This window comes from Rhodococcoides corynebacterioides (assembly GCF_019834675.1).
Classification (GTDB): domain Bacteria; phylum Actinomycetota; class Actinomycetes; order Mycobacteriales; family Mycobacteriaceae; genus Rhodococcoides; species Rhodococcoides corynebacterioides_A.
Genome location: NZ_JABUBU010000010.1, coordinates 91,569 through 111,992 on the forward strand (window position 1 = coordinate 91,569; position 20,424 = coordinate 111,992).

The window sequence follows — 20,424 nt, forward strand, 5'->3', positions numbered from 1 at the left end:
CATGGATCCGCACGCCGCGTTGCGAACCCTGCTGCGCCACAAATGGGTTGCGCTGCCGTTCGTCGTTCTGACGGTCGCGTTGTTCGCCGGCGCCCTGTTCTTCGGCCCGCGCGTCTATCAGGCGACGTCCAGCTACGCCATGATCACGCCGGCCGTGCCGGGCACGGTGGGCGTCCCGGGACTGCCGGAATCGACCGCGATCGCGGACAACCCGTACCTCAGGTCCGCCGATCCCACACTCGTCCTCCAGGTCGGGAAGACCCGCCTCGCGTCCGACGAAGTCACGGGGATGCTCCGATCGGAGAACCTCTCCACCGACTTCGTCGTCGCGTCCGGACCGGCCACCAGTACGCAGATCCTCACCGTCACCGCCGAGGCCGCGGACCCCGCGGTCGCGGTGCGGACCGCACAGCGGTTGGGGGAGATCCTCGATCAGCAGATCCGCCAGGTCCAGCTCGTGAACGGTGCATCGGACACGTCCCTCATCACCGTGCAGACGATCAACCGGGCGTCCACCGCGACCGAGAAGGTCTCGGGTCGCCTCCGTACCTCCGCCGTGGCCGGACTGGGTGGCGTGGTGCTGCTGATCGCCGCGATCTCGGTCGCCCGGGCACTCGACCCGACGGATCGAGCCGGGCGTCCGCGCCGCGAGCCGGGGAGCGTGCACGAGTCGCCCCGCGCGCGCGAGGCGACCGTCACCGGCCGAGCAACGCCAGGACGGATCGTGCCCGCGCGTCCCAGCCGTTGAGAGTCGCCAGCGCGACGCGCGCGTCCATCTCCTCGGGGGTGGACGTGGCGCGCGCCAGCATCGCGACCCCGTCCGCGAACTGCTGCGGACCCGTCGTGACGCGCACGTGGTCGCTCTCGAACCAGCGCGACGCCGGCAGATCGCTCGACACCACGGGCAGCCCGGCGCCGAGGTAGTCCAGGGTCTTGAGCGGGAAGCTGGCCCGGTTGAACTCCGAGTTCGCGTACGGGACCAGCCCCACGCGGCCCGCACGGAGACGGTGCGGCAGTTCCGGCGGCGAGACCGTGCCGTGCCACCGCACGCCGGACCGTCCGAGCCACCGGCTCAGCTCGGCGGAGAACGCCGGATCGCGGTCGGTCCGCGGGCCCACGACCTCGACCTCGACACCCCGGTCGACGATCGCGTCGAGGGTGGCGACGTCGAGCCGCTCGTTCAGTTGTCCGGACAGGACGGCGCGGCCGGCCGGCGCCACCTCGGCGGTCCGGGGGTCGACGGCATGCTCGGTGCGATACCCGTTCGGCAGCAGAACGACGGCGTGAGGATCCGACCGCTGCGCCCGCGCCGCCGTGACGAGGTCCGGAGCCACCGCGGCGACCACGTCGGCGCCGCGTACGGCAGCCGCGACGCGGGACTGCACGAACGACCGGGACAAGCCCATCATCGTCGAGCCCGCGACCCAGTCGTCGGTCAGATAGAAGAGCGTTCTCCTCGCCGCGAGCGTCGGTAGTCCGTCGGGCGACGCGGCGACCACATCGACGTCGCCGTGCCCGTGGCGGCGGAGGTGACGCGCCACGGCAGCGTCCCGCAGGGCCCGACTGAGCGCACGCACACCCGGTCTGGTCACGCCGGGCGGACCGACGACGCGGATGCGCTGCACGTTCGGATGCGGAGACGTCACCGTCGCTCGGCGGCCTCGCGCACGCAGAACGGAGACCACGGGATCGACCCACACCACCGGCTCGTGCCGCGCCACCTCCTCGACGAGGCATCGGTCGGTACCGACGATGCCGTCCCAGCACGCACCGGCGTACCAGACGATCACGCGCGCACCGGTCGTGGATCCGCGACGGTGTTGGAGTCGTCGATCCCGACGGTGTTGGAGTCGTCGATCCCGACGGTGTTGAAGTCGTCGACCGCGGCGCGACCCCGCCGCCGGTTCCATTGCCGTCGCACCTCGTACTCCCCGAACAGCGTCGCGCTGCGCGCGCCGTCGGGAATCGCTCCCGACACGGTGGTGGCCCGCTCCAGGGTTCGGGTGTAGAGCGCCACCTGCCGACGGACCGCGGCCTCGAGGGAGAAGCGTTCGGCGACCACCGACGCGGCGAACGCGCCGAGTTCGGCGCGACGACGCGCGTCGTCCAGGAGCGGACCGAGCTCGGCCCGCAGATAACGCGCACCGTCGTCGGGGGACCGACCGACCCCGTACCAGCCCTCCCACAGGAAGCCGTCGACCGACTCGGGCGTCAGGGTCCGCCAGAAGCCCCGTTCACCCTGCACGACGACGGGTGTTCGAAAGGCCATGGCGCGCAACGCCGATCCGCCCATCCCGAGAGCGATGTCGGCGGCGGCGTAGCCGGGACGCGGATCGGTGAGGGCGCCCGTGGTGACGACGACCCGACGGCCGGCGCGGGCATTCGCGGCCGCGACGCGTCGGTCGACCTCGGCACGCGCGGGTCCGTCACCGACCAGCGCCAGCACGACGTCCGTCGTCGCGGCCAGGTCGGCCACCACGTCGATCGCGACGAGCGTCCCCTCGAGTTTGAGCTCGTGCGCCAGACGCGCGACGGACACCACCAGTGTGGCGTCGCGTCCGATGCCCCATCTCCGGCGAAAGGCGACGCCGGACGCGGTGTCCCGCACGTTCTCCCTCAGGTCCACCGGTGGTTCGAGGACGTCGACGCGTCGTCGCCCCCTCGACCGCTCGACCGCGGCGATCCGTTCGGTCCCGACGACCAGATCGACCGTCCGCGGCAGGAAGTCGGCGACCGCCATCGACATGACCGTCGCGAACGGCCGGGCGGTCGTCCCGACGCAGGCCAGGGTGGCTTCGAGAACCGGTGGCCATTCGTACCCGTGGACGACGTCCACCCGCCGTTCGCGCAACGTCGCGCGCAGGTGACGGACCACCGCCGACGACGGCCGACGGCGTGGGGACGGCGACGCCACGAACTCGAGGCCCTTGCTGCGCACCCGGTCCACCAGCGGACCGGGGTCGCCGTAGACGCACACCTCGTGCCCCGTCTCGGCGGCCGCAGCGGCGAGATCGATGGCATTCAGCTGACTTCCGCCCAGACCGAGATCGTGCGGATACACCAGGATTCTCACGACTGCTCCACCTTCGTCTCTCGTACCCGTCTCACCGAGTCCCGCACGCCGTGGACCGCGACGGCCGTGCCTGCCAGAGCGACGAATCCTGCTGCCGTGCAGCGAAGGAACGCCCCACCGCCGTCGGGCAGAGCGGCGGCCGCCGCCCACGTCGCCGAGGTCACCGCGCCGGGAACCACCAGCCCGCGGGCCGAGCGCCGGAGATCGACCCCCGCCGCCGCCAACCGCTGCAGGTAGGCCGGAACGGCGAACACCACGACCGAGATCACCTGCGCCACCGCGACGCCCTCGATTCCGCCCAGCGAAGCCCCCAGGAGCAGGCACGGGACGGACGGACCGGTCCACCAGAGCTGCACCACCAGGAGGGCGCCGGTCCGGCGCATCACCACCAGGTAGTCGTACGAGAGCTCGAGCAGTGTCCGGACGGCCACGAATGCCGCCATCCACGCCAGCACTCCGGCCGATCTCTCCCACTCGGGACCGTAGAGGAAGGCCACGACGGGATCCGCCGCCACGGCGAGCACGACACACAGGGGCAGGACGACGGCCGCGGTCAGGCGGGCGAGATGGCCGAACATCTCGGCCGCAGCGGCACGATCGTCCTGCATCGAGGCGAAGAGTGCGGGCGCGACGGAGCGCAACGGCGTGCCGATCACCGCCAGTGGCCACGAGGCGAGATTCACCGCGAGGACGTAGAAGCCGAGATCCGTCGCCCCCAGGGTCGTTCCCACGACGATCTGATCGGCGTACCCGGCGGCGAACACCACCGCCGACGCGCCGGCCAGCGGCAACCCGAATCGGAGGAGAGGGCGGACGAGGGCCGGATCGAGCCCCGGACGCCGACCACCGGGAGCCATCCGCCAGAACAACACCGCCGTGACCACGGATGCGACCACCCGTCCGACGGCCAGGCTCATGGCTCCGCCGCCGCCGACCGCGAGCCCGATCGAGACGAGCGCCGCGATCCAGGTGCCGGTCTGGTCGACGATCATGCGCTCCTTCTGCATGAACTCGCGCTGCATCAGCGCCGCCGGGGCCGCGACGACACCGTTGATCAGGACACACACGGCCATCACCCGGACGACGGGCGCGGCCGACGGCTCGCCCATCGCCGACGCGAACGGTGCGGCGGCGATCAGGCACCCGACGAACAGGACGGCACTCGACAGGATCGACGACGTCGCCACGGTCGGCGCGATACGGTGCGGGTCGCCCGGCCATCGCACGATCGCCAGGGAGATCCCCAGTTCGTTGATGCTCAGGACGGCCAGCAGGGCCACGGTCGCGACGGCGAACGCGCCGAACGACTCCGGTCCGAGCATCCGGGCGAGCGCGATCCCGATCCCCACCGTGCCGAGGCGGGCGAGTGCGGTGTTCGCCAGGCTCCAGCCGAACGCCCGCGAGGCACGTCGTCCGACGTCCTCGGCGGTCGACACGGCGATCACCGCACGGCTGGTGCGCGACGTGCGCCCGCCGTCCCCGCGCACACGCGCCGCACCACCTCGGCCACCCGGTCCTGCTGTTCCGCGGTGAGGTGCGGGAACATCGGCAGCGACAGGATGCGCCGCGCGGCCCGCTCGGCGACGGGGTAGGACCCCGGTCCGAGGCCGAGTCCCCGGTACGCGGGCGTGAGGTGAATCGGTGTCGGATAGTGGATTCCGGTCCCGATGCCCGCCGCCGCGAGGGCCGCGGCCAGTTCGTCCCGACGGTCGGTGCGGACGACGTGGAGGTGCCAGACGTCGTCGTTGCCGGGAAGCGACGTCGGCAGCTCGAGGCCGTCGGCGTCGCCGAGCAGCGCGGCGTAGCGCTCCGCGGCGTCCTGCCGAGCGCGGTTCCACTTCTCGAGGCGGGCCAGTTTCGCCGACAGCACGACGGCCTGGACGGCGTCGAGACGCGAGTTCAGCCCGATCACCTCGTGCTCGTACCGGCGGGCGCTGCCGTGCGCCGCCAGGACCCGAACACGCTGCGCCACCGCGGGATCGGCGGTGAGCACGGCACCCGCGTCCCCGGCCGCGCCCAGGTTCTTGCCCGGATAGAAGCTCGTGGCGGCGGCGTGGCCGAAGGATCCCGCCGCGCGGCCGGACCGGAGCGCGCCCTGCGACTGCGCCGCGTCCTCGACGACCGCGAGACCGTGTGCTGCGGCCACCGCGGTGATCTCCTCCATCGGGGCGGTCTGCCCGTAGAGGTGCACCGGGACGATCGCGGCCGTGCGGTCGGTGACCGCCCGTGCCGCGTCGTCCGGATCGAGCAGCAGCGACGCCGGGTCGACGTCCGCGAGGACCGGGACGGCGCCGATCCGGGACACCGCCTCGGCGGTGGCGATGAACGTGTTGGCCGGCAGGATCACCTCGTCACCGGGGCCCACGCCGACGCCGCGGAGCGCGAGTTCGACGGCGTCCGTGCCGTTTCCGACGCCGACGCAGTGGTCGACGCCGACGAAGGCGGCGTAGTCGCGCTCGAACCGGGCCACGGCCGGACCGCCGACGAAGGCCGCCGTGCGCAGGATCTCCTCGACGGCCGGGACGATCTCGTCGTGGATCTCGGCCTGCTGGGCGGCGAGGTCGACGAAGGGGACGGTCATGCTGCTCCTCGGGACGCGGGGACGATCGGTCGGGCGGGACATCCGACTCTGGTCTGGTGGTCGGGAACGTCGTCGAGTGCGACGGCGCCCATGCCGAGCACGGCGCCGCGGCCCACGCGCCGGTGTTCGCGCACCGAGCTGGTCATCCCCAGCGTGGCGCCGCGCCCGATGCGGACACCGCCGCCGAGGGCGACGCCGGCGCAGAGGGTGGCGTAGTCCTCGACGACGCAGTCGTGCGTGAGGGTCACGTTGGGCATGACCACCACGTGATCCCCGACGGTCACGTCGGCGGTGATCGCCGTGTGCGCCAACAGGATCGACCCGGCGCCGACACGGCATCCCGCGGGCACGTCGACGGACGGATGGACGATCGTCGCGAAGCGTTCGGGGCCGATGCCGACGGCGGCGAGGCGTGCGGCGACGGCGGCCCGCGCCGCCCCGGAGCCGGCGCAGATCACGAAGTGGCACCCGGCGAAGGACGCCGCGGCCGAGGTGGTCCCCACGACCGTCGTGGAACCGACCCGGACCCCCGACCGATCCGGGTCGTCGTCGAGCACGGCGACCACCTCGTCCGCTTCGCCGGCACGGACGGTGCTCAGCACCTCCCGCGCCAGTCCGGACGCGGCGAGCAGGACCAGCCTGCGCGCCGACGGTGCCAGCGGGCTCACGACGACGCCGTGAGCGTGTCGACGACGCGGCGGTACTGCTCCTCGGTCATCGCGTGGAACAGCGGCAGGATCAGCGTGTTGTCCGTCAGATGGTCGGTCACCGTCAGGTCGCCGACCACGGCGTCGGACTCGGCGTACGCCGGTTGGCGATGGATCGCCATGATGCCGCGACGGGCCGAGACGTCCCGTGCGGCGAGCGCCTCGAGGTAGCCGTCGCGGTCACGCGCCGCGGCCTCGGTCACCTCGACCCAGAAGGACTGCGCATTGCCGGTGCCGTCCTCCGGGTCGGCGACGCAGCGCAGCCCGCGGACGGCGGCGAGGTCGTCGCGGTAGCGCTGCGCCCACTCCCGGCGCCGGGCCACGATCTCGTCCAGGCGCCCCACCTGGACCACCCCGACGGCAGCCTGCAGGTCGGTCATCCGGTAGTTGAAGGCGACCTCGGTGTAGGACTCGGCCGCGGGCAGCGTCACGCGGTGCCGGTCCGCCGCCGAGCGGCTGGTGGCGTGCTCCCGCAGCGCCCGCGCCCGCGCGGCCCACTCCCCGTTCGACGTCGTGATCATGCCGCCCTCGCCGGTGGTGAGGATCTTGCGCGGGTGGAAGGACCACGCGGCGATGTCGGCGCCCGCGCCCACGGGCCGGCCGCGATGGGTGGACCCGGCCCCGCAGGCCGCGTCCTCGACCACGACGATCCCGAGGGGGTCGCACAACGCGCGAATCCCGGTGAGATCCACCGGAACCCCGCCCTGATCCACCGCGATCACGGCGCGGGTGGACGGGGTGAGCACGCGCTTGACACTGTCCGGGGTGACGTTGCCGGTGAGCCGGTCGATGTCGGCGAACACCGGCCTCGCCCCCACGTAGCGCACCGCGTTGGCCGTCGCGACGAACGACAGCGACGGCACGACGACGTCGTCCCCCGCCCCGATGCCCGCGACGACGAGGGCGAGGTGCAGCGCGGTCGTGCAGCTGCTGACGGCCACGGCGTGGGCGGCGTCCATGCGCGCGGCGAACACGGACTCGAACTCCGCGACCTTCGGTCCCTGCGCCAGCCACCCCGACTCGAGCGTGGCGGTGACCGCCGCGATCTCCTCCGCGCCCAGGAAGGGGCGCATGACGTCGACGCGCGTCATCGGGAGGCCGCCGCGACGGCCGTGGTGTCCATCGTGTGTCGCCGCGGGCGCCACCAGTCGACCAGGTGACGCAGCCCCTCGTCGAGGTCCACGGACGCCGTGTAGCCGAGGTCCACCGCCGCGGCGGTGACGTCGGCGAGGCGCCGTGTCACGCCGTTCACCGCCCGCTCGGGCCCGTACTCGATGCCGAGATCGGACCCCATGACCCGCAGCAGTGCGTCCGCCAACTCGCGCAGGCTCGTCTCGCGCCCGGAGCCGATGTTGTAGACCCCGTCGACCACGTCGCTCGCCGCGGCGAGCACGTTCGCCCGCGCGATGTCCTCCGTGAACGCGAAATCCATGGTCTGCGCGCCGTCGCCGAAGATCAGCGGCGGACGCCCGTCCGCGATGCGCTCCATCCAGCGCACCAGCACCTCGGTGTAGACGCCGTGCACGTCCATGCGGGGGCCGTAGACGTTGAAGTACCGGAGCGAGACGTGGTTCAGTCCCGCGGTCGCCCGGAAACTCCGCAGCATCCCCTCGCCGAACGACTTGGCCGCCCCGTAGAAGGTGTCGTTGTTGTGATGGTGGTGGCGTTCCGTCGTCGGGAACGTCTCCGCCAGGCCGTACACCGAGGCCGACGACGCGGAGACCACCTTGCCGACGCGATTGTCCACCGCCGCTTCGATCACTGTGAACGTACCGTCGACGAGCACCTCGAGTGCCAGTCGCGGGTCCTCCGCGCACTGAGTGATGCGGATGGCGGCCTGGTGGAAGAGCAGGTCGGTGCCGCGCGTGACGTCGTGCATCAGGTCGCGATCCCGGATGTCCCCCTCGACGAGGGTGACCCGGCCGTCGGCGAGCGCGTGCGCGAGATTGTCCCGTCGGCCGCGAGTGAGGTTGTCCACCAGCGTGATCGACGCGCATCCCGCGTCGAGAAGCTGGTCGACGAGGGTCGATCCGATGGTGCCGGCGCCGCCGGTCACCACCGCGGACGCCCCGACGAGTGCGGTCGTGTCGGTCACTCCATGTCTCCGTTCTCGGCGTTCACGTGGCGCGGCCGGACGGGCCGGCCGTGATCGGCGGCGCTGGCCGACGCCGCTTCCAGGACCGAGAGCACGCGCAGTCCGGCGATGCCGTCGGTGGCCGGCGGCCGGTCCTCACGGATGGCCGCGGCGAACTCGCCGACCATGGCGGACAACGCTTCCCGCTCCTCGAGCGCCGGAACGGTGATGTCGCCGAGGCGGTACGAGACGGCCGAGCGCTCCCGCAGGTCCGGCCCCGAGGGGCCGATCTGCACGCCGCGATCGTGTACGGAGATGCGGCGCGCGGGATCGAGGTCGTCCCACACGAGGGTGCGGTGGGTACCGCCGATCACCGTCTGCCTGATCTTGGTCGGGGACAACCAGTTCACCGCGATGTGCACGGTGGCGCCGTCGCGGGTGTCGAGGTTGAGGTGCGCGACGCACGCCTTGCCCGCCCCCAGCGGATCCGAGCCCACCGCGGACACTCTGGTGGGCGCGAGCCCACCGGGCAGGATCGCGTCGAGAATCGACAGATCGTGCGGGGCCAGATCCCACAGCACGTCGACGTCGGGCTGGATCAGACCGAGGTTGATGCGCGTGAACTCGAGGTACAGGATGCGGCCGAGCGCGCCCTTCGCGATCGCGTCGCGGATGTACTGCACCGCCGGGGTGTAGCAGTAGGTGTGGTCGATCATGAGCACGCGGCCGGCGTCCCGTGCGGCGCGGACCATCTTCGACGCATCCGTCGAGTCCGGTGCCAGCGGCTTCTCCACGACCACGTGCTTGCCGGCCTCGAGCGCCGCGAGAGCGATCGACGCGTGCGTCGCCGCGGGAGTGGCGATCGCGACGGCGTCGACGTCCGGCCGAGCCAGGACCGCCTCGACGTCGGTGCACACCTCCACCGTGGACCGGGCGCCCACCACCTTCTCCGCGCGGGCGCGGTCCCGGTCGCACACCGCCACCAGGTCCCACGCCGGGTGGGCGCGGAAATTGCGCGCCAGGTTGGGTCCCCAGTAGCCGGCGCCGATCACCGCGACGCCCAACGGCCTAGCCACGAGCGTTCCGAACCCGCGGCGCGTCGTCGCCGACGGGCCGGCCGGCGGACGGGTCCGAATCGGCCACCAGGTAGGCACCGCGCAGGCGCAGCCAGGCCTCCGGTCCCTGCACGAGGTAGCGGCGGAAGAGCCGACGCGGTTCGTGGACCAGCCGGAACAGCCACTCGAGCCCGTGCTCGGACATGATCGACGGCGCCCGAGCGACGTCCCCGGAGAGGAAGTCCGCGGCCGCGCCGAAGGCCAGGAACACCCGAGCCCCGGTGTCGTCGCCGAACCGTTCGATCCAGACCTCCTGCACCGGTTTCCCCAGCCCGACCACCAGCACGTCGGTGCCGGCCGCGCGGACCTGTTCGGCGATGTCGTCCGCCAACACGTCGTCCTCGACCGTGGTGCGATCCGGTGCCCAGTACCCCGAGACCGCGAGACCGGGGTAGTCCCGCGCCAGCGTGGTCCGCAGGTGCTCGTGCACGCGCGGCGTGCCCCCGAGGAATCCGACCGACTTCCGTTCCGCCCGTGCGAGTTCGAGCAGTCGGGGCAGCAGGTCCGCACCCGTCAGGCGGGGCCACTGGGTGCCGGTGAGGTCGCGCGCCCGGTCGACGATGGGTTGCCCGTCGGCGAGCAGCAACCACTCGTGGGTGGGCCGCTCCGTCGGCAGGTTCAGGCGCGACCGCTCGATGCCCCCGAAGTGGTGGATGTGATCGAGGTTGACCGACCCGATGGCGAGGGGCTTGCCGCCCGAGAGTCGTTCCGCCACAACGGACAACACGTGGGGAGTGCCGCACAGATCGACCCGGGTGCCGGCGATGTCCATGCGGGCGGTCCGGCCGGGAGCGGGTCGGGCCGGGGCGGTCGCGGCAGGAGCGGACGGAGCGGGGGCGAGAGGAGTGCGAGGGGTGGGCACCGAGACGGGACGAGCGTCGGCGATGGCGGAACGGTTCACGGGGCACCTCGGCAGAGAACGACGGTGGCGCGGTTCGGAATTCACCTCGACCGGTACGGGCCGCGAAACGAACCGATCGAGCGGAACAGTATTCGCGTTCGGGAGCGTCGCCTACAGGTCGACCGGAAGTTAATTCGGATGGATGAAGCGGCCGTCAGGACGCGCGCAGACCCCGCCACGCGAGCGTCTCGAGCAGCTCGGTGGCCTGGTGGACGTCCACCTCGCCCCCGGCGACGCGGTCCGCGACGGCCTCACCGGCGCCGACCAGCGCGACAGCCATCAATCCGAAGTCGTGCTCGGGCCCCGGGTCCTTGGTGCTCATCTCCAGCAGGGACGCGGTGAGCGCGATCAGGCGGTCCCGACTGCTCTGCACCTGTCCCGCGAACGCCTGCTGACCGATGGCCTGGCGATAGAGGACCATCCACGACGAGCGGTGCTGGTCGACGAACGTCAGGAACCCCACCAGGGCCTTGCGGAGCTGCTCGCGAGGACTCAGCGACGGGTCCGCCGCCGGCGTCATGGCCTGGACGAACTCGAGGCCCTCGCGGTGGATGCAGGCGGCGAACAGCTCGTCCTTGCTGCCGTAGTACAGGTAGAGCATCGGCTTGGAGATCTGCGCCCGCGCGGCGATGGAATCCATCGACGTGGCGTGAAAGCCGTTCTCGGAGAACACCTCGATGGCCGCGTCGAGCATCTGCTGTTCGCGGACGGCGCGCGGCAACCGCTTGGTTCCGCCTGCCATGCGCCCTCCCGCGGTCTCGGTGCAGCCCCCGATCTTACTCGACGGTCAGCTCGCTCACACGCAGCCCGGGGCGGCCTTCGCCCGCAACACGGTGGCCACCTTGCGGTTCACCTGCTCGTCGGTCAGCCGGCCCGACGCCACCGCGTCCTCGAGCCGGTCGAGCACGTCCGGGACGGCGTCCGTCGTGATCCACAGGGCGACGTCGGCGCCCGCGACGAGCGCCGCCTCCACCGCCTGCTCGATCCCCAGGCGCGAGGTGATCGCGGCCATCCCGGACAGGTCGTCGGTGAAGATCGGTCCGTCGAACGGCGCCGCGCCGTACCCACCGCCGCCCCGCAGCAACGCCATCGCCGCGGGACTGATGCTGGCGGGCTCGCCCTCGGCGGTCAGCCCGGGCACGTCGAGATGACCCACCATGACGCCGACGCCGGGACGGGCCAACTCACGGAAGGGCACCAGGTCGCGGGTCTGGAGGGCGTCGAGCGGCGGGGTGGTCACGGCGCCGGTGTGCGAATCGCCCGACGCCGCACCGTGGCCGGGGAAGTGCTTGATCACCGGGAGCACACCGGCGTCGCGCAGTCCCCGCGCGGCGGCGTCGGCGTAGGCGACGACGGTCGCCGGATCGTCCGCATACGACCGGTCGCCGATGACGGTGTCGTCGGCCTGGTCGCTGACGTCGACGTCGGGCGCGAAGTCGACGGTGATGCCGAGCTCCCGCAGGCCCTGCCCGCGCTCGCGCCACATCGCGTAGGTCTGCTCGACGGTCATGGTCGCCGCGGTCTCGCGCGCGCTCGGGATCGATCCGAGCAGGTCCTCGGCTCGCGAGACCCGGCCGCCCTCCTCGTCGATCGTGACCATCACGGGGAGCGTCGCGGCGTCCTGCACGCGGGCGACGCCGCCGCCCGCGAGCATGCCCGGTTCGGTCCAACTGCCCACGAACACGCCGCCGACCTGCTCGGCCTGCACCACCGCGACGGCGTCGTCCGTGCCGGTGACGCCGACGGTCAGCAACTGCGCCAGACGCTGGCGTTCGGTGAGGGCGGCGACGGCCTGTGCACAGGTGTCGGCCGGGGGTGCGGCGGGCGACGACGACACGGCCGCCGGCGACTCCGACATCGCGGGCGACGACGAGGCCGCCGGGGACGGTGCGGGGGACTCCGGTGCGTCGGTCCCGGCCCCCGAACCACACGCCGCCAGCGCCACGGTCGACACGGTCGACACGGTCGACACGGCCAGGAGACAGGTCAGACGGTATCCGGGCATGACCGAAACGTTATCGCGATGGGCCCGCGGCCGGCGCCTCGCGCCGGTAAGGTGCTGGCCACGCACACGAGCCCATCCCCGTCGGGAGGACCGTCATGTCCTGTGACGTCATGTTGATCGCCTACGACGGGTCGGACAACGCCCGTCGCGCCGTGCAGTACGCCGGCCGATTCCTGCAGGCCCAGCGAGCCATCGTCGTCACCGCGTGGGAACCGATGGTGCGACAGGCCGCCCGCATGTCGGGTCTGTCCGGAGTGATGGCCCCCGAATGGCTGCCCGACGACGCCGCCGAGGACATCGCGCTCTCCGACGCGCGCGCCACCAACTCCGAGGGCCTCGAGCTCGCGGCGCGGGCCGGCATCAACGCCGACGGTCGCTGCGAGGAGTCGCACTCCGCCATCTGGACCACCATCGTCGAGGTGGCCGACGAGGTGAACGCCGACATCATCGTCACCGGCACCCGCGGGCGCACCGGACTGCGGTCGCTCCTGCAGTCCTCGGTGGCCGACCTGGTGCTCAAGCACAGCCACCGACCCGTTCTCATCGTTCCGCCCGGCCGGTGACACCCGCACCGGGCACCGCCCTGGTACGTTGAGCGCGTGAAATCCGCAGCCGTGAGCGCCCTGGTCGGAGCCGTGCTGGGGGTCGCCGTGGTCTTCGGCGCCACCGCCGCCGCGTCCTCGAATTCCCGTCCCGAGATCGACCGGTCCGGCAACGCGGATTCGTCGCTGCTGAACCAGGTCGAGTACGGCAGCCGCTGACCGCTCGCGAACCCGCCGTCGCTGCGGTGCCCCGGGTCGCGCCCGTCGGCGCCGAATGGCGGCTCTGGTCGGCCCTCGGCGCCCTGATCCTGTCGTTCCTGCAGGCCCCCGGCCTGATCGTGGCCGACACCAAGTACGACCTCACGCAGAACCCGCTGGGGTTCCTGTCCCGGGCGTCCCACCTGTGGACGTCCGACGCGCCGCTCGGCCAGGTGCAGAACCAGGCCTACGGCTACTTCTTCCCGCACGGGGCGTTCTTCGCGCTCGGTGACGTCCTCTCCGTTCCCGGCTGGGTCACGCAACGCCTGTGGTGGGCGCTGCTGCTCTTCGCCGGGTTCTGGGGCATCGTCCGGCTCGCCGAAGCCCTCGAGGTGGGCAGCCGCGGGTCCCGGGTGGTCGCCGGGCTGACGTTCGTCCTCGCCCCCCGCGTCCTGACCACACTGGGGTCGATCAGCTCGGAATCCCTGCCGGTGATGCTCGCGCCCTGGGTGCTGATTCCCCTGGTGCGCGTGTTCTCCGGCCGCGCGCTCGACGTCCGCCGCGCCGCCGCGTCGTCCGCGGTGGCCGTCGCTCTGATGGGGGCGGTGAACGCCGTCGCCACCGCAGCCGCCACGCTGGTCGCGGTGGTGTGGTGGCTCGCGCACCGCCCCGACGCCCGCTGGTGGCAGTTCACCCGCTGGTGGATCGCGGCGCTCCTGGCGGCCACGCTGTGGTGGATCGTGCCGCTGCTGATCCTGGGCCGGGTCAGCCCGCCGTTCCTCGACTTCATCGAATCGGCCGGGACGACGACGCAGTGGGCCTCGCTCACCGAGGCCGTCCGCGGGACCAGCAGTTGGACCCCGTTCGTCTCGCCGGAGCGCATCGCGGGCGCGATCGTCGTGACGCAGCCGGCCGTCGTGCTCGCGTCGTGCGTCGTCGCGGCGGCGGGCCTCGCGGGCCTGGCCATGCGGTCCATGCCGGCGCGCGGACGGCTCACGCTGGTGCTGCTGATCGGCGTGGTGGGCATGGCCGCCGGGTACATGGGCGGACTGGGCTCGCCGGTGTCGGAACCGGTGCGCGCGTTCCTCGACGGCGTCGGCGCGCCCCTGCGCAACATCCACAAGCTCGAGCCACTGATCCGGCTGCCCCTCGCGCTCGGCGTCGCCCACCTCCTCCGGTTCGCGCCGCTGCCGGGCACGGTGTCCTCCGCCCGCTGGCGACGCGCCGCCCGCCACCCGGAGAAGGAGCCGCTGGTCGCGTTCGCGGCGCTGATTCTCGTGGCGCTCACCGTGGCGACCTCGCTGGCCTGGACCGGGCGTCTCGCCCCGCGCGGCGCCTACCCGGCGGTGCCCGACGACTGGACGGCGGCGGCGCAGTGGCTCGGCGAGCACGCCGGGGACGGGGCGGAGCAGTCGCGGGCCCTGGTGATCCCCGGCGCCCCGCTCGCGTCCCAGTTGTGGGGACTGACGCGGGACGAGCCGCTGCAGGCCCTCGCGTCGTCGCCCTGGGCGGTGCGCGACGCCGTCCCCCTGGTTCCGCCGGGTGCCATCCGCGCCCTCGACGCCGTGCAGCGCCTGCTGGCGAACGGCCGCTCGTCGGCCGGGCTCGCCGCGACCCTGACGACGATGAACGTGCGACACCTGGTGCTGCGCAACGATCTCGATCCGGAGACGTCCCGGTCCACCCGGACGTCCACGGTCCACCAGGCGATCGACGGGTCGCCGGGACTGCGCCGCGTCGCCACGTTCGGCGACGACGTCGGGCCCGGCGACGTCGAGGGCATCGTCTCCGACTCCGACCTGCGTCCGACGTACCCGGCGATCGAGATCTTCGAGGTCGACGCGGGCGGTACTCCGAGCGGCCCGTACACCGTGGCGGCGGATGCGGTGCCGCGAGTCCAGGGCGGACCGGAGGTCGCGGCCCGGTTGGACGACGAGCGTGAGCGCGGCGGCATCGCGCCCGTCCCGGCCGGCCCCGTCCTGCTCGACGGCGACGCGCGGGCGGCGGGGCTGCCCGTCGACGACGTCCTGGTCACCGACACCCCCGTCGACCGCGAGGTCGACTTCGGTTCCGTCGACGACCACAGCAGTGCCGTCCGCGCCCCGGACGACGCGCGGCGCACCCTCAACGCCGTTCCGGACTACCCGGCGGGTCCCACCCCGCTGGTCACCGGATCGTGGCGCGGCGCGCGCGTCACGGTGTCCTCGTCCGCGTCCGACGCCACGCAGTTCGGCGGCGCCCTGCCGGGGGCGAACCCGGCCGCGGCCGTCGACGGTGACGCCGTCACCGGTTGGATCAGCAACGGCCTCGAGAGCGCCGTCGGGCAGTGGCTCGAACTGCGACCCGACACCCCGCTGACGTCCGGTCTGCTCGAATTCCGCACCACCGCAGGGTCACTGGGCTCGCCCGTCAAGTGGGTGGAGATCGCCACCGACAACGGCACCGCCGCCGCGCGGATCACCGAACCGGGTGAGCCGGTGACGGTCTCGCTGCCGGCGGGCCGCACGACCGTCGTCCGCATCACGGCCACGCAGACGGAGGACGGGTCGCGCGGCGCGCAGTTCGGCATCGCCGACCTGCGGCTGACCGACTACTCCGACCCGGCCGCGCCGACCCCGGTGCGCATCGAGCACCGTACCGATCTCCCGGCCCCCGCCGCCGGCGCGCAGGTCACCGGATGGTCACTCGCTCAGGAACTTCCGGGCCGTGCCCCGTGCATCGACACGACCGACCGGGTGCGCTGCGCGGGCGGTGTCGGCGTGGATCCGGAGGAGGTCGACGCGTTCCAGCGCACCCTGTCGGTGCCGCAGGGAACGGCGGTGACCCCCGAGGTGTGGGTCCGCGGTCGACCGGGCTCGGCGCTCGAGGATCTCCTCGCCCGCGACGGCCGCCCCCGCGCCCGCGGCGCGTCCGAGGTGGCCGACGTGCGGGGCTCCGCGTTCGCCCTGACCGACGGCGACGAGCGCACCAGCTGGACCGCGTCACCGGACTCGGTCGAGTCCCGCGCCGGCACGTATCCCACTGTCACACTGTCCCTTCCGTCCCGCACGCGCGTCGACGGACTCGCGCTCACCCAGCCGCTGGGGACGTTGCCGGCGCACCCCACCCGCGTCGTCGTCGACCTGGGTGCCGGACCGCAGGTCCGCGAGATCGACCCCGAGGGAACGACGGAGATCGACCTCGCCCCCACCGAGACCGACCGGATCGTGGTCTCGGTGCTCGACTGGGACGACGTGTTGGACCGCACCGCACTGGGATTCGACCGCATCCGACCACCCGGGCTCGCCGAGATCGCCGTCCGGTCGGACGACGGCGCGCTCTCGGCCCCCGTCGACCGTGACGCCCCCGTCGTCCTGGCGTGCGGGGACGGACCCACCCTGACCGTCGCCGGGCAGCTCGTGCGCACCGCGGTGTCGACCACCGCGTCCGCCCTCGCGTCGGGCGAACCCGTCCGCGCCACCCTCTGCGCCGGGAACGTTCCCGTCGCGGCGAACGTCAGCAATCCCGTGCCGCTGCCCGCCGGTGACCGGTCGGTCTCGGTGGACCCCGGTGACGCGCTCGTCGTCGACTCGGTGACCCTGCGCACCGCGCCGCTGCGCGCGTTCCCCCCGGCCGGGCCGGACCCGGTGGCCGTCACCGCCGACGAGTGGACCGCCGGCGTGTGGAGCGCGGACACCCGACGCGTGACCCTCACCGGAGCGACCGAGGACCGCCTGCTGGTGGTGCCGGAGAGCACGTCCGTCCGGCGCGCGATGCTTCCCGACGGCACCGCCCTGACCCCCGTGGTGGTGAACGGGTGGCAGCAGGGCTGGGTGGTGCCCGCCGGCGTGTCCGGCGAGGTCACGCTGACCTTCCCGGCCGACACCGCCTACCGGACGGCGCTGGTGGTCGGTCTGCTCCTGACGGCGGCGCTGATCGCGTTCGTGCTCGTCGGGCCACGACGTGTCGACGACGCGACCACGCCGGTCCGACCCTGGCGCGGCACGGTCGCCGGGTCGGTCGCCCTGGCCGGTGCGGTGTGGGTGGTCGGCGGACTCGCGGGCCTCGGCCTGGTCGCGGCGCTCGCGGCGGTCCTGATCGGCGTGCGCACGAGATTCGGGTGGCAGGTCGCGGGGCGCAGCGCCGTGGTGGTCGCCGGCGTCGGGTTCACTCTCGCCGGAGCGATGCTCTCGACGGGGCCGTGGCGCGCCGCGGACGGCTACGTCGGGCATTCCGCACCGATTCAGGGCGCAGCGTTGCTCGCGGTGGCGGCCCCCGCGGTCTCGGTGCTGCTGGCCGCTGCCCCGAACTCGCCGGACTCCCCGGCGCTCGCAGGCGTCGTCGACCGTCGGCGCCGCTCCCGGTCACGCACGTAGACCCGCACCGGTTCCTCGATCAACGCGTACCCGGCCGCGGCCACGGGGACGGTCAGCACCAGCGTCAGCCCGGCCACCAGCGGGAACTGTCCGGCGAACGGAGACACGCCCAGCACCGGGAACACCACGGCCAGCACCGCCAGGTGCCACACGAAGATGCCGTAGGACCACCGACCGATCGTCAGCGCGAACTCGCCGCCCAGCCACCGCGTCCGGACCGACGTGCCCAGGACCAGCGGGGCCAGCAGACAGAACGAGATCAGCGCACCCAGCGAGACCTTGACGGCGAACTGCCACGCGGCCGGCGTCGTCAGATCCTGCTCGCCCGCCACCGGCGTCGCCGCGACGACGAAGGCGACGGCGGCGACCGCCAGCAACGTCCACCGTCGATCGGCGATGCGGGCCAGCCGGGGACGCACGGCGTCGGCCGGTCGGACGGCGACCTCCGCCGCGGTCTCGGCGACGATCATCCCGGCGGCGAACCACGACAGGTAGCCGGGCAGCCAGTTCTCGATGTTCACGCCGTCGATCGGCTCGATCGGCAGGAACGTCCACGCCGTCGACGCCGCCGCCACGCCCAGGAGCACAGGCACGCGCCACCGCGCACGCGGCCCGGACAGCCGCACCAGCAGCCACCCGACCAGCGGGAGGAGGAGGTAGAACGCCACCTCCACCGACAGCGACCACATCTGCGTGAGGCCCTGGGTGAGCGAGAGCGGGACGAAGACCTGCACCAACGTCAGATTCGCCAGCCACAGCCCGAGACCGCCGCCCGCGCCGGGCAGCAGCGCCAACACCAGGATCACCGCCGCCCAGTAGACGGGCAGGATGCGCGCCGCACGGTGCAGCAGGTACCGCCGCGCCGACGGCGACCGACCGAGACCGCGCGCCGCGGCCGCGTGCGGACGCCACAACAGGAAACCGGAGAGCGAGAAGAACACCGCGACGGCGAGATCGAGCCGGCCGAGCAGCGGGCCCACCACGGGCACCGAGAACGTGCCCGTCTGGAACGCGACGTGGGTGAGGAGCACACCCACCGCGGCCAACCCGCGCATTCCCTCCAGCGCCGGGACGAATCCCGAGGCCGATACCGAAGGTGCGTCGCTGGTCATGGTCCTGCCCAGTGTGCCTCATGGGGTCCCGCCCTCGGGCGGGCGATACGTTAGGGTTCGGGCAGATCCGGCCGCGCTCGACCACCTGACCACAGGAGTTCATGTCCATGGCGAAGAGTTCGTCGGCACCCGCGTCGACCCAGTCTCCGAAGCGCGTGCTTCCGTCGATCCTCATCGGCCTCGGCGTCTTCCTGTTGGTCGTGGCGATCCTGATCCCGCTGTACACGGTGGGACGGCTGGAGAAGACCCCGCTGGACCTCGAGATCACCACCGTCGCCACGGGCACCGGCTCGGTGCTCGACTCGCGCTCCCTCTCGGCCGGCGCGGCGCGCGTGGACGAGAACGTCCCCCTGGTCTCGCAGCGCTTCGTGACCACGGAGGAGCCGTCGGATTCCGACCGCATCACCGTGCAGGCCGGCTCCACGCTGCGGCGCACCGACCGGCAGGGCGACACCGGCCTGCTCACCGCCGTCGTCGACCGCGTGACGCTCGACCGCGTCTCCTCCATGCCCGTCGATCCGGTCGGCTCCATCCAGAGTCAGGCCGACCAGCCGGCCACCGAGGTGCCGCACACGGGTCTGCAGTACAAGTTCCCGTTCGACGCGCAGAAGCAGACGTACCCGTTCTTCGACACGGTGGCCCGCCAGTCCTTCGACATGACCTTCGTCGAGGAGACGCAGATCGAGGGCGTGACCGTCTACCACTACACGCAGACCATCCCGGCACAGGACCTGTCGAAGGTCGTTCCCTCCCCGACCAATAAGCTCGCCCTGCCGGCCAGTACGTGGGGTGTCGAGGGCGGCGACCAGCCGATCACCATGACGCGGTTCTACGAGAACACCCGTGACATCTTCGTCGAGCCCACCACCGGCGTGATCGTCAAGGGCCAGGAGGACGTGCACCAGTACTACGCACGTCGGGCCGGCACCCCCGAGGTGGACGTGATCCGCGCGCCCATCTCCTTCGACGACAACACCGTCGAGTACCAGCTGGGCCGCGCCCGCGACGGCATGGATCGCATCGCGCTCATCGGCCGCACCGTGCCGATCGTCGCCGGCGTCGTCGGTCTGATCTCGCTGGTCCTCGGCCTCCTGCTGCTGCTCCGCGGCGGCCGCGGTCAGGGCCGTCCGGCCACCGCCACCGGCCCCGCGCCGGATGCGCCGACGCAGGCGTACGACAACCGCGTCGACGACGGCGGTCGCGGCCACGACTGGACCACCGACCGCACCGAGGAGATCCCGCGCACCAACCTGCGCAAGGACTGACCGGTCAGGGGTGCAGGATCGTCACCCCGGCCGCATCACCGAGGGCGTCCAGCGCGAGCTGGGCGCCCTCGAGTGGTTCTCGGCGCGCGATCATCGAGGCGACCGCGTCGAGCGGCAGCGTGCGCAGCAGTTCCGGGTAGTCCCGCGCGGGCATGCCGTGGCTGCCCAGCACGTCGAGCTCACGGGCGATCACCACGTCCAGCGCGGTGTCCGCACCGTCCGGCAGCAGCCCCACCTGCACGTGCCGACCGCGTCGGCGCAGCGACCGCAGCGCGACGTTCACCAGCGCCGGGTGGCCCGAACACTCCAGTGCCACGTGCAGATCCGACGGCGCGGCGCTCTGCACGTCGGTGGCGCCCAGCCGCCGCGCGAACTCCAGAGCGTCCGGAGACCGATCCATCGCCGTGACGTGCGCGCCCGCCTGCGCGGCCACGATCACCGCCGACAGGCCCAGACCACCACAGCCGAACACCCCGACCCGCTCCCCCGCCACCAC

General features: G+C 72.7%; 17 protein-coding genes and 1 pseudogene. 5 read left to right on the top strand and 13 right to left on the bottom strand.

Annotated features, from left to right (window positions below):
* Position 1 precedes the first annotated feature (1 nt).
* Positions 2-748, top strand: coding sequence for a hypothetical protein (locus tag HQ603_RS12195; protein ID WP_222684794.1), 747 nt, complete (start codon positions 2-4; stop codon positions 746-748).
* Here the strand turns inward: HQ603_RS12195 and HQ603_RS19125 are convergent.
* From HQ603_RS19125 to HQ603_RS12250, 11 genes are all read right to left on the bottom strand, one after another.
* Positions 696-1,790, bottom strand: a complete 1,095-nt coding sequence (locus tag HQ603_RS19125) for a glycosyltransferase (RefSeq protein WP_222684795.1) — start codon at positions 1,788-1,790, stop codon at positions 696-698. The genes HQ603_RS12195 and HQ603_RS19125 overlap by 53 nt on opposite strands.
* On the bottom strand, positions 1,787-3,073 hold the full coding sequence (locus HQ603_RS12205; RefSeq protein ID WP_222684796.1) for a glycosyltransferase: 1,287 nt from the start codon (positions 3,071-3,073) through the stop codon (positions 1,787-1,789). Before HQ603_RS12205 ends, HQ603_RS19125 begins: the two co-directional genes overlap by 4 nt.
* Entirely contained in the window at positions 3,070-4,509 is a 1,440-nt protein-coding gene (locus tag HQ603_RS12210; protein ID WP_308126495.1) for a lipopolysaccharide biosynthesis protein, read from the bottom strand. Before HQ603_RS12210 ends, HQ603_RS12205 begins: the two co-directional genes overlap by 4 nt.
* Before the next feature lie 5 nt (positions 4,510-4,514).
* Entirely contained in the window at positions 4,515-5,654 is a 1,140-nt protein-coding gene (locus tag HQ603_RS12215) for a DegT/DnrJ/EryC1/StrS family aminotransferase (protein WP_222684798.1), read from the bottom strand.
* Positions 5,651-6,322, bottom strand: coding sequence for a PglD-related sugar-binding protein (locus HQ603_RS12220; RefSeq protein WP_308126496.1), 672 nt, complete (start codon positions 6,320-6,322; stop codon positions 5,651-5,653). The genes HQ603_RS12215 and HQ603_RS12220 overlap by 4 nt, the downstream gene beginning before the upstream one ends.
* Entirely contained in the window at positions 6,319-7,452 is a 1,134-nt protein-coding gene (locus HQ603_RS12225; RefSeq protein ID WP_222684799.1) for a DegT/DnrJ/EryC1/StrS family aminotransferase, read from the bottom strand. The genes HQ603_RS12220 and HQ603_RS12225 overlap by 4 nt, the downstream gene beginning before the upstream one ends.
* Entirely contained in the window at positions 7,449-8,456 is a 1,008-nt protein-coding gene (locus tag HQ603_RS12230) for an NAD-dependent epimerase/dehydratase family protein (protein WP_222684800.1), read from the bottom strand. Before HQ603_RS12230 ends, HQ603_RS12225 begins: the two co-directional genes overlap by 4 nt.
* Positions 8,453-9,511: a Gfo/Idh/MocA family protein gene (locus HQ603_RS12235; RefSeq protein WP_222684801.1), complete on the bottom strand. Its 1,059-nt coding sequence runs from the start codon at positions 9,509-9,511 to the stop codon at positions 8,453-8,455. The genes HQ603_RS12230 and HQ603_RS12235 overlap by 4 nt, the downstream gene beginning before the upstream one ends.
* Positions 9,504-10,451 carry a WecB/TagA/CpsF family glycosyltransferase gene (locus HQ603_RS12240; protein ID WP_308126497.1) on the bottom strand — a complete coding sequence of 316 codons (948 nt, stop codon included), beginning with the start codon at positions 10,449-10,451 and terminating at the stop codon, positions 9,504-9,506. Before HQ603_RS12240 ends, HQ603_RS12235 begins: the two co-directional genes overlap by 8 nt.
* 154 nt (positions 10,452-10,605) lie before the next feature.
* Positions 10,606-11,193 carry a TetR/AcrR family transcriptional regulator gene (locus HQ603_RS12245; RefSeq protein WP_068099303.1) on the bottom strand — a complete coding sequence of 196 codons (588 nt, stop codon included), beginning with the start codon at positions 11,191-11,193 and terminating at the stop codon, positions 10,606-10,608.
* A gap of 54 nt (positions 11,194-11,247) precedes the next feature.
* Positions 11,248-12,456 (bottom strand): glycoside hydrolase family 3 N-terminal domain-containing protein, encoded by a 1,209-nt coding sequence (locus tag HQ603_RS12250; RefSeq protein WP_222684802.1) that lies wholly within the window; start codon positions 12,454-12,456, stop codon positions 11,248-11,250.
* Positions 12,457-12,551: 95 nt separating this feature from the next.
* Here HQ603_RS12250 and HQ603_RS12255 point away from each other — a divergent pair, with 95 nt between their 5' ends.
* From HQ603_RS12255 to HQ603_RS19290, 3 genes are read left to right on the top strand one after another with little or no spacing between them, the layout of a single operon-like run.
* On the top strand, positions 12,552-13,019 hold the full coding sequence (locus tag HQ603_RS12255; protein ID WP_222684803.1) for a universal stress protein: 468 nt from the start codon (positions 12,552-12,554) through the stop codon (positions 13,017-13,019).
* A 36-nt stretch (positions 13,020-13,055) separates the two neighbouring features.
* Positions 13,056-13,217 carry a DUF2613 domain-containing protein gene (locus HQ603_RS12260; protein WP_072681274.1) on the top strand — a complete coding sequence of 54 codons (162 nt, stop codon included), beginning with the start codon at positions 13,056-13,058 and terminating at the stop codon, positions 13,215-13,217.
* A 26-nt stretch (positions 13,218-13,243) separates the two neighbouring features.
* The gene (locus HQ603_RS19290) at positions 13,244-17,551 is read left to right on the top strand and encodes an alpha-(1->3)-arabinofuranosyltransferase domain-containing protein (protein ID WP_442981437.1); all 4,308 of its coding nucleotides are present in this window, start codon (positions 13,244-13,246) and stop codon (positions 17,549-17,551) included.
* Here the strand turns inward: HQ603_RS19290 and HQ603_RS12270 are convergent.
* A pseudogene (locus HQ603_RS12270) lies at positions 17,515-18,663 on the bottom strand (acyltransferase family protein); the annotation flags it as partial. The gene HQ603_RS19290 and the pseudogene HQ603_RS12270 overlap by 37 nt on opposite strands.
* A 107-nt stretch (positions 18,664-18,770) precedes the next feature.
* Between HQ603_RS12270 and HQ603_RS12275 the strand changes: the two are divergent.
* Positions 18,771-19,928 carry a DUF3068 domain-containing protein gene (locus HQ603_RS12275; protein ID WP_222684805.1) on the top strand — a complete coding sequence of 386 codons (1,158 nt, stop codon included), beginning with the start codon at positions 18,771-18,773 and terminating at the stop codon, positions 19,926-19,928.
* Positions 19,929-19,932: 4 nt separating this feature from the next.
* Here HQ603_RS12275 and HQ603_RS12280 read toward each other — a convergent pair.
* The coding region (locus tag HQ603_RS12280) for a zinc-binding dehydrogenase (protein ID WP_222684806.1) at positions 19,933-20,424 on the bottom strand (492 nt) is incomplete at its 5' end.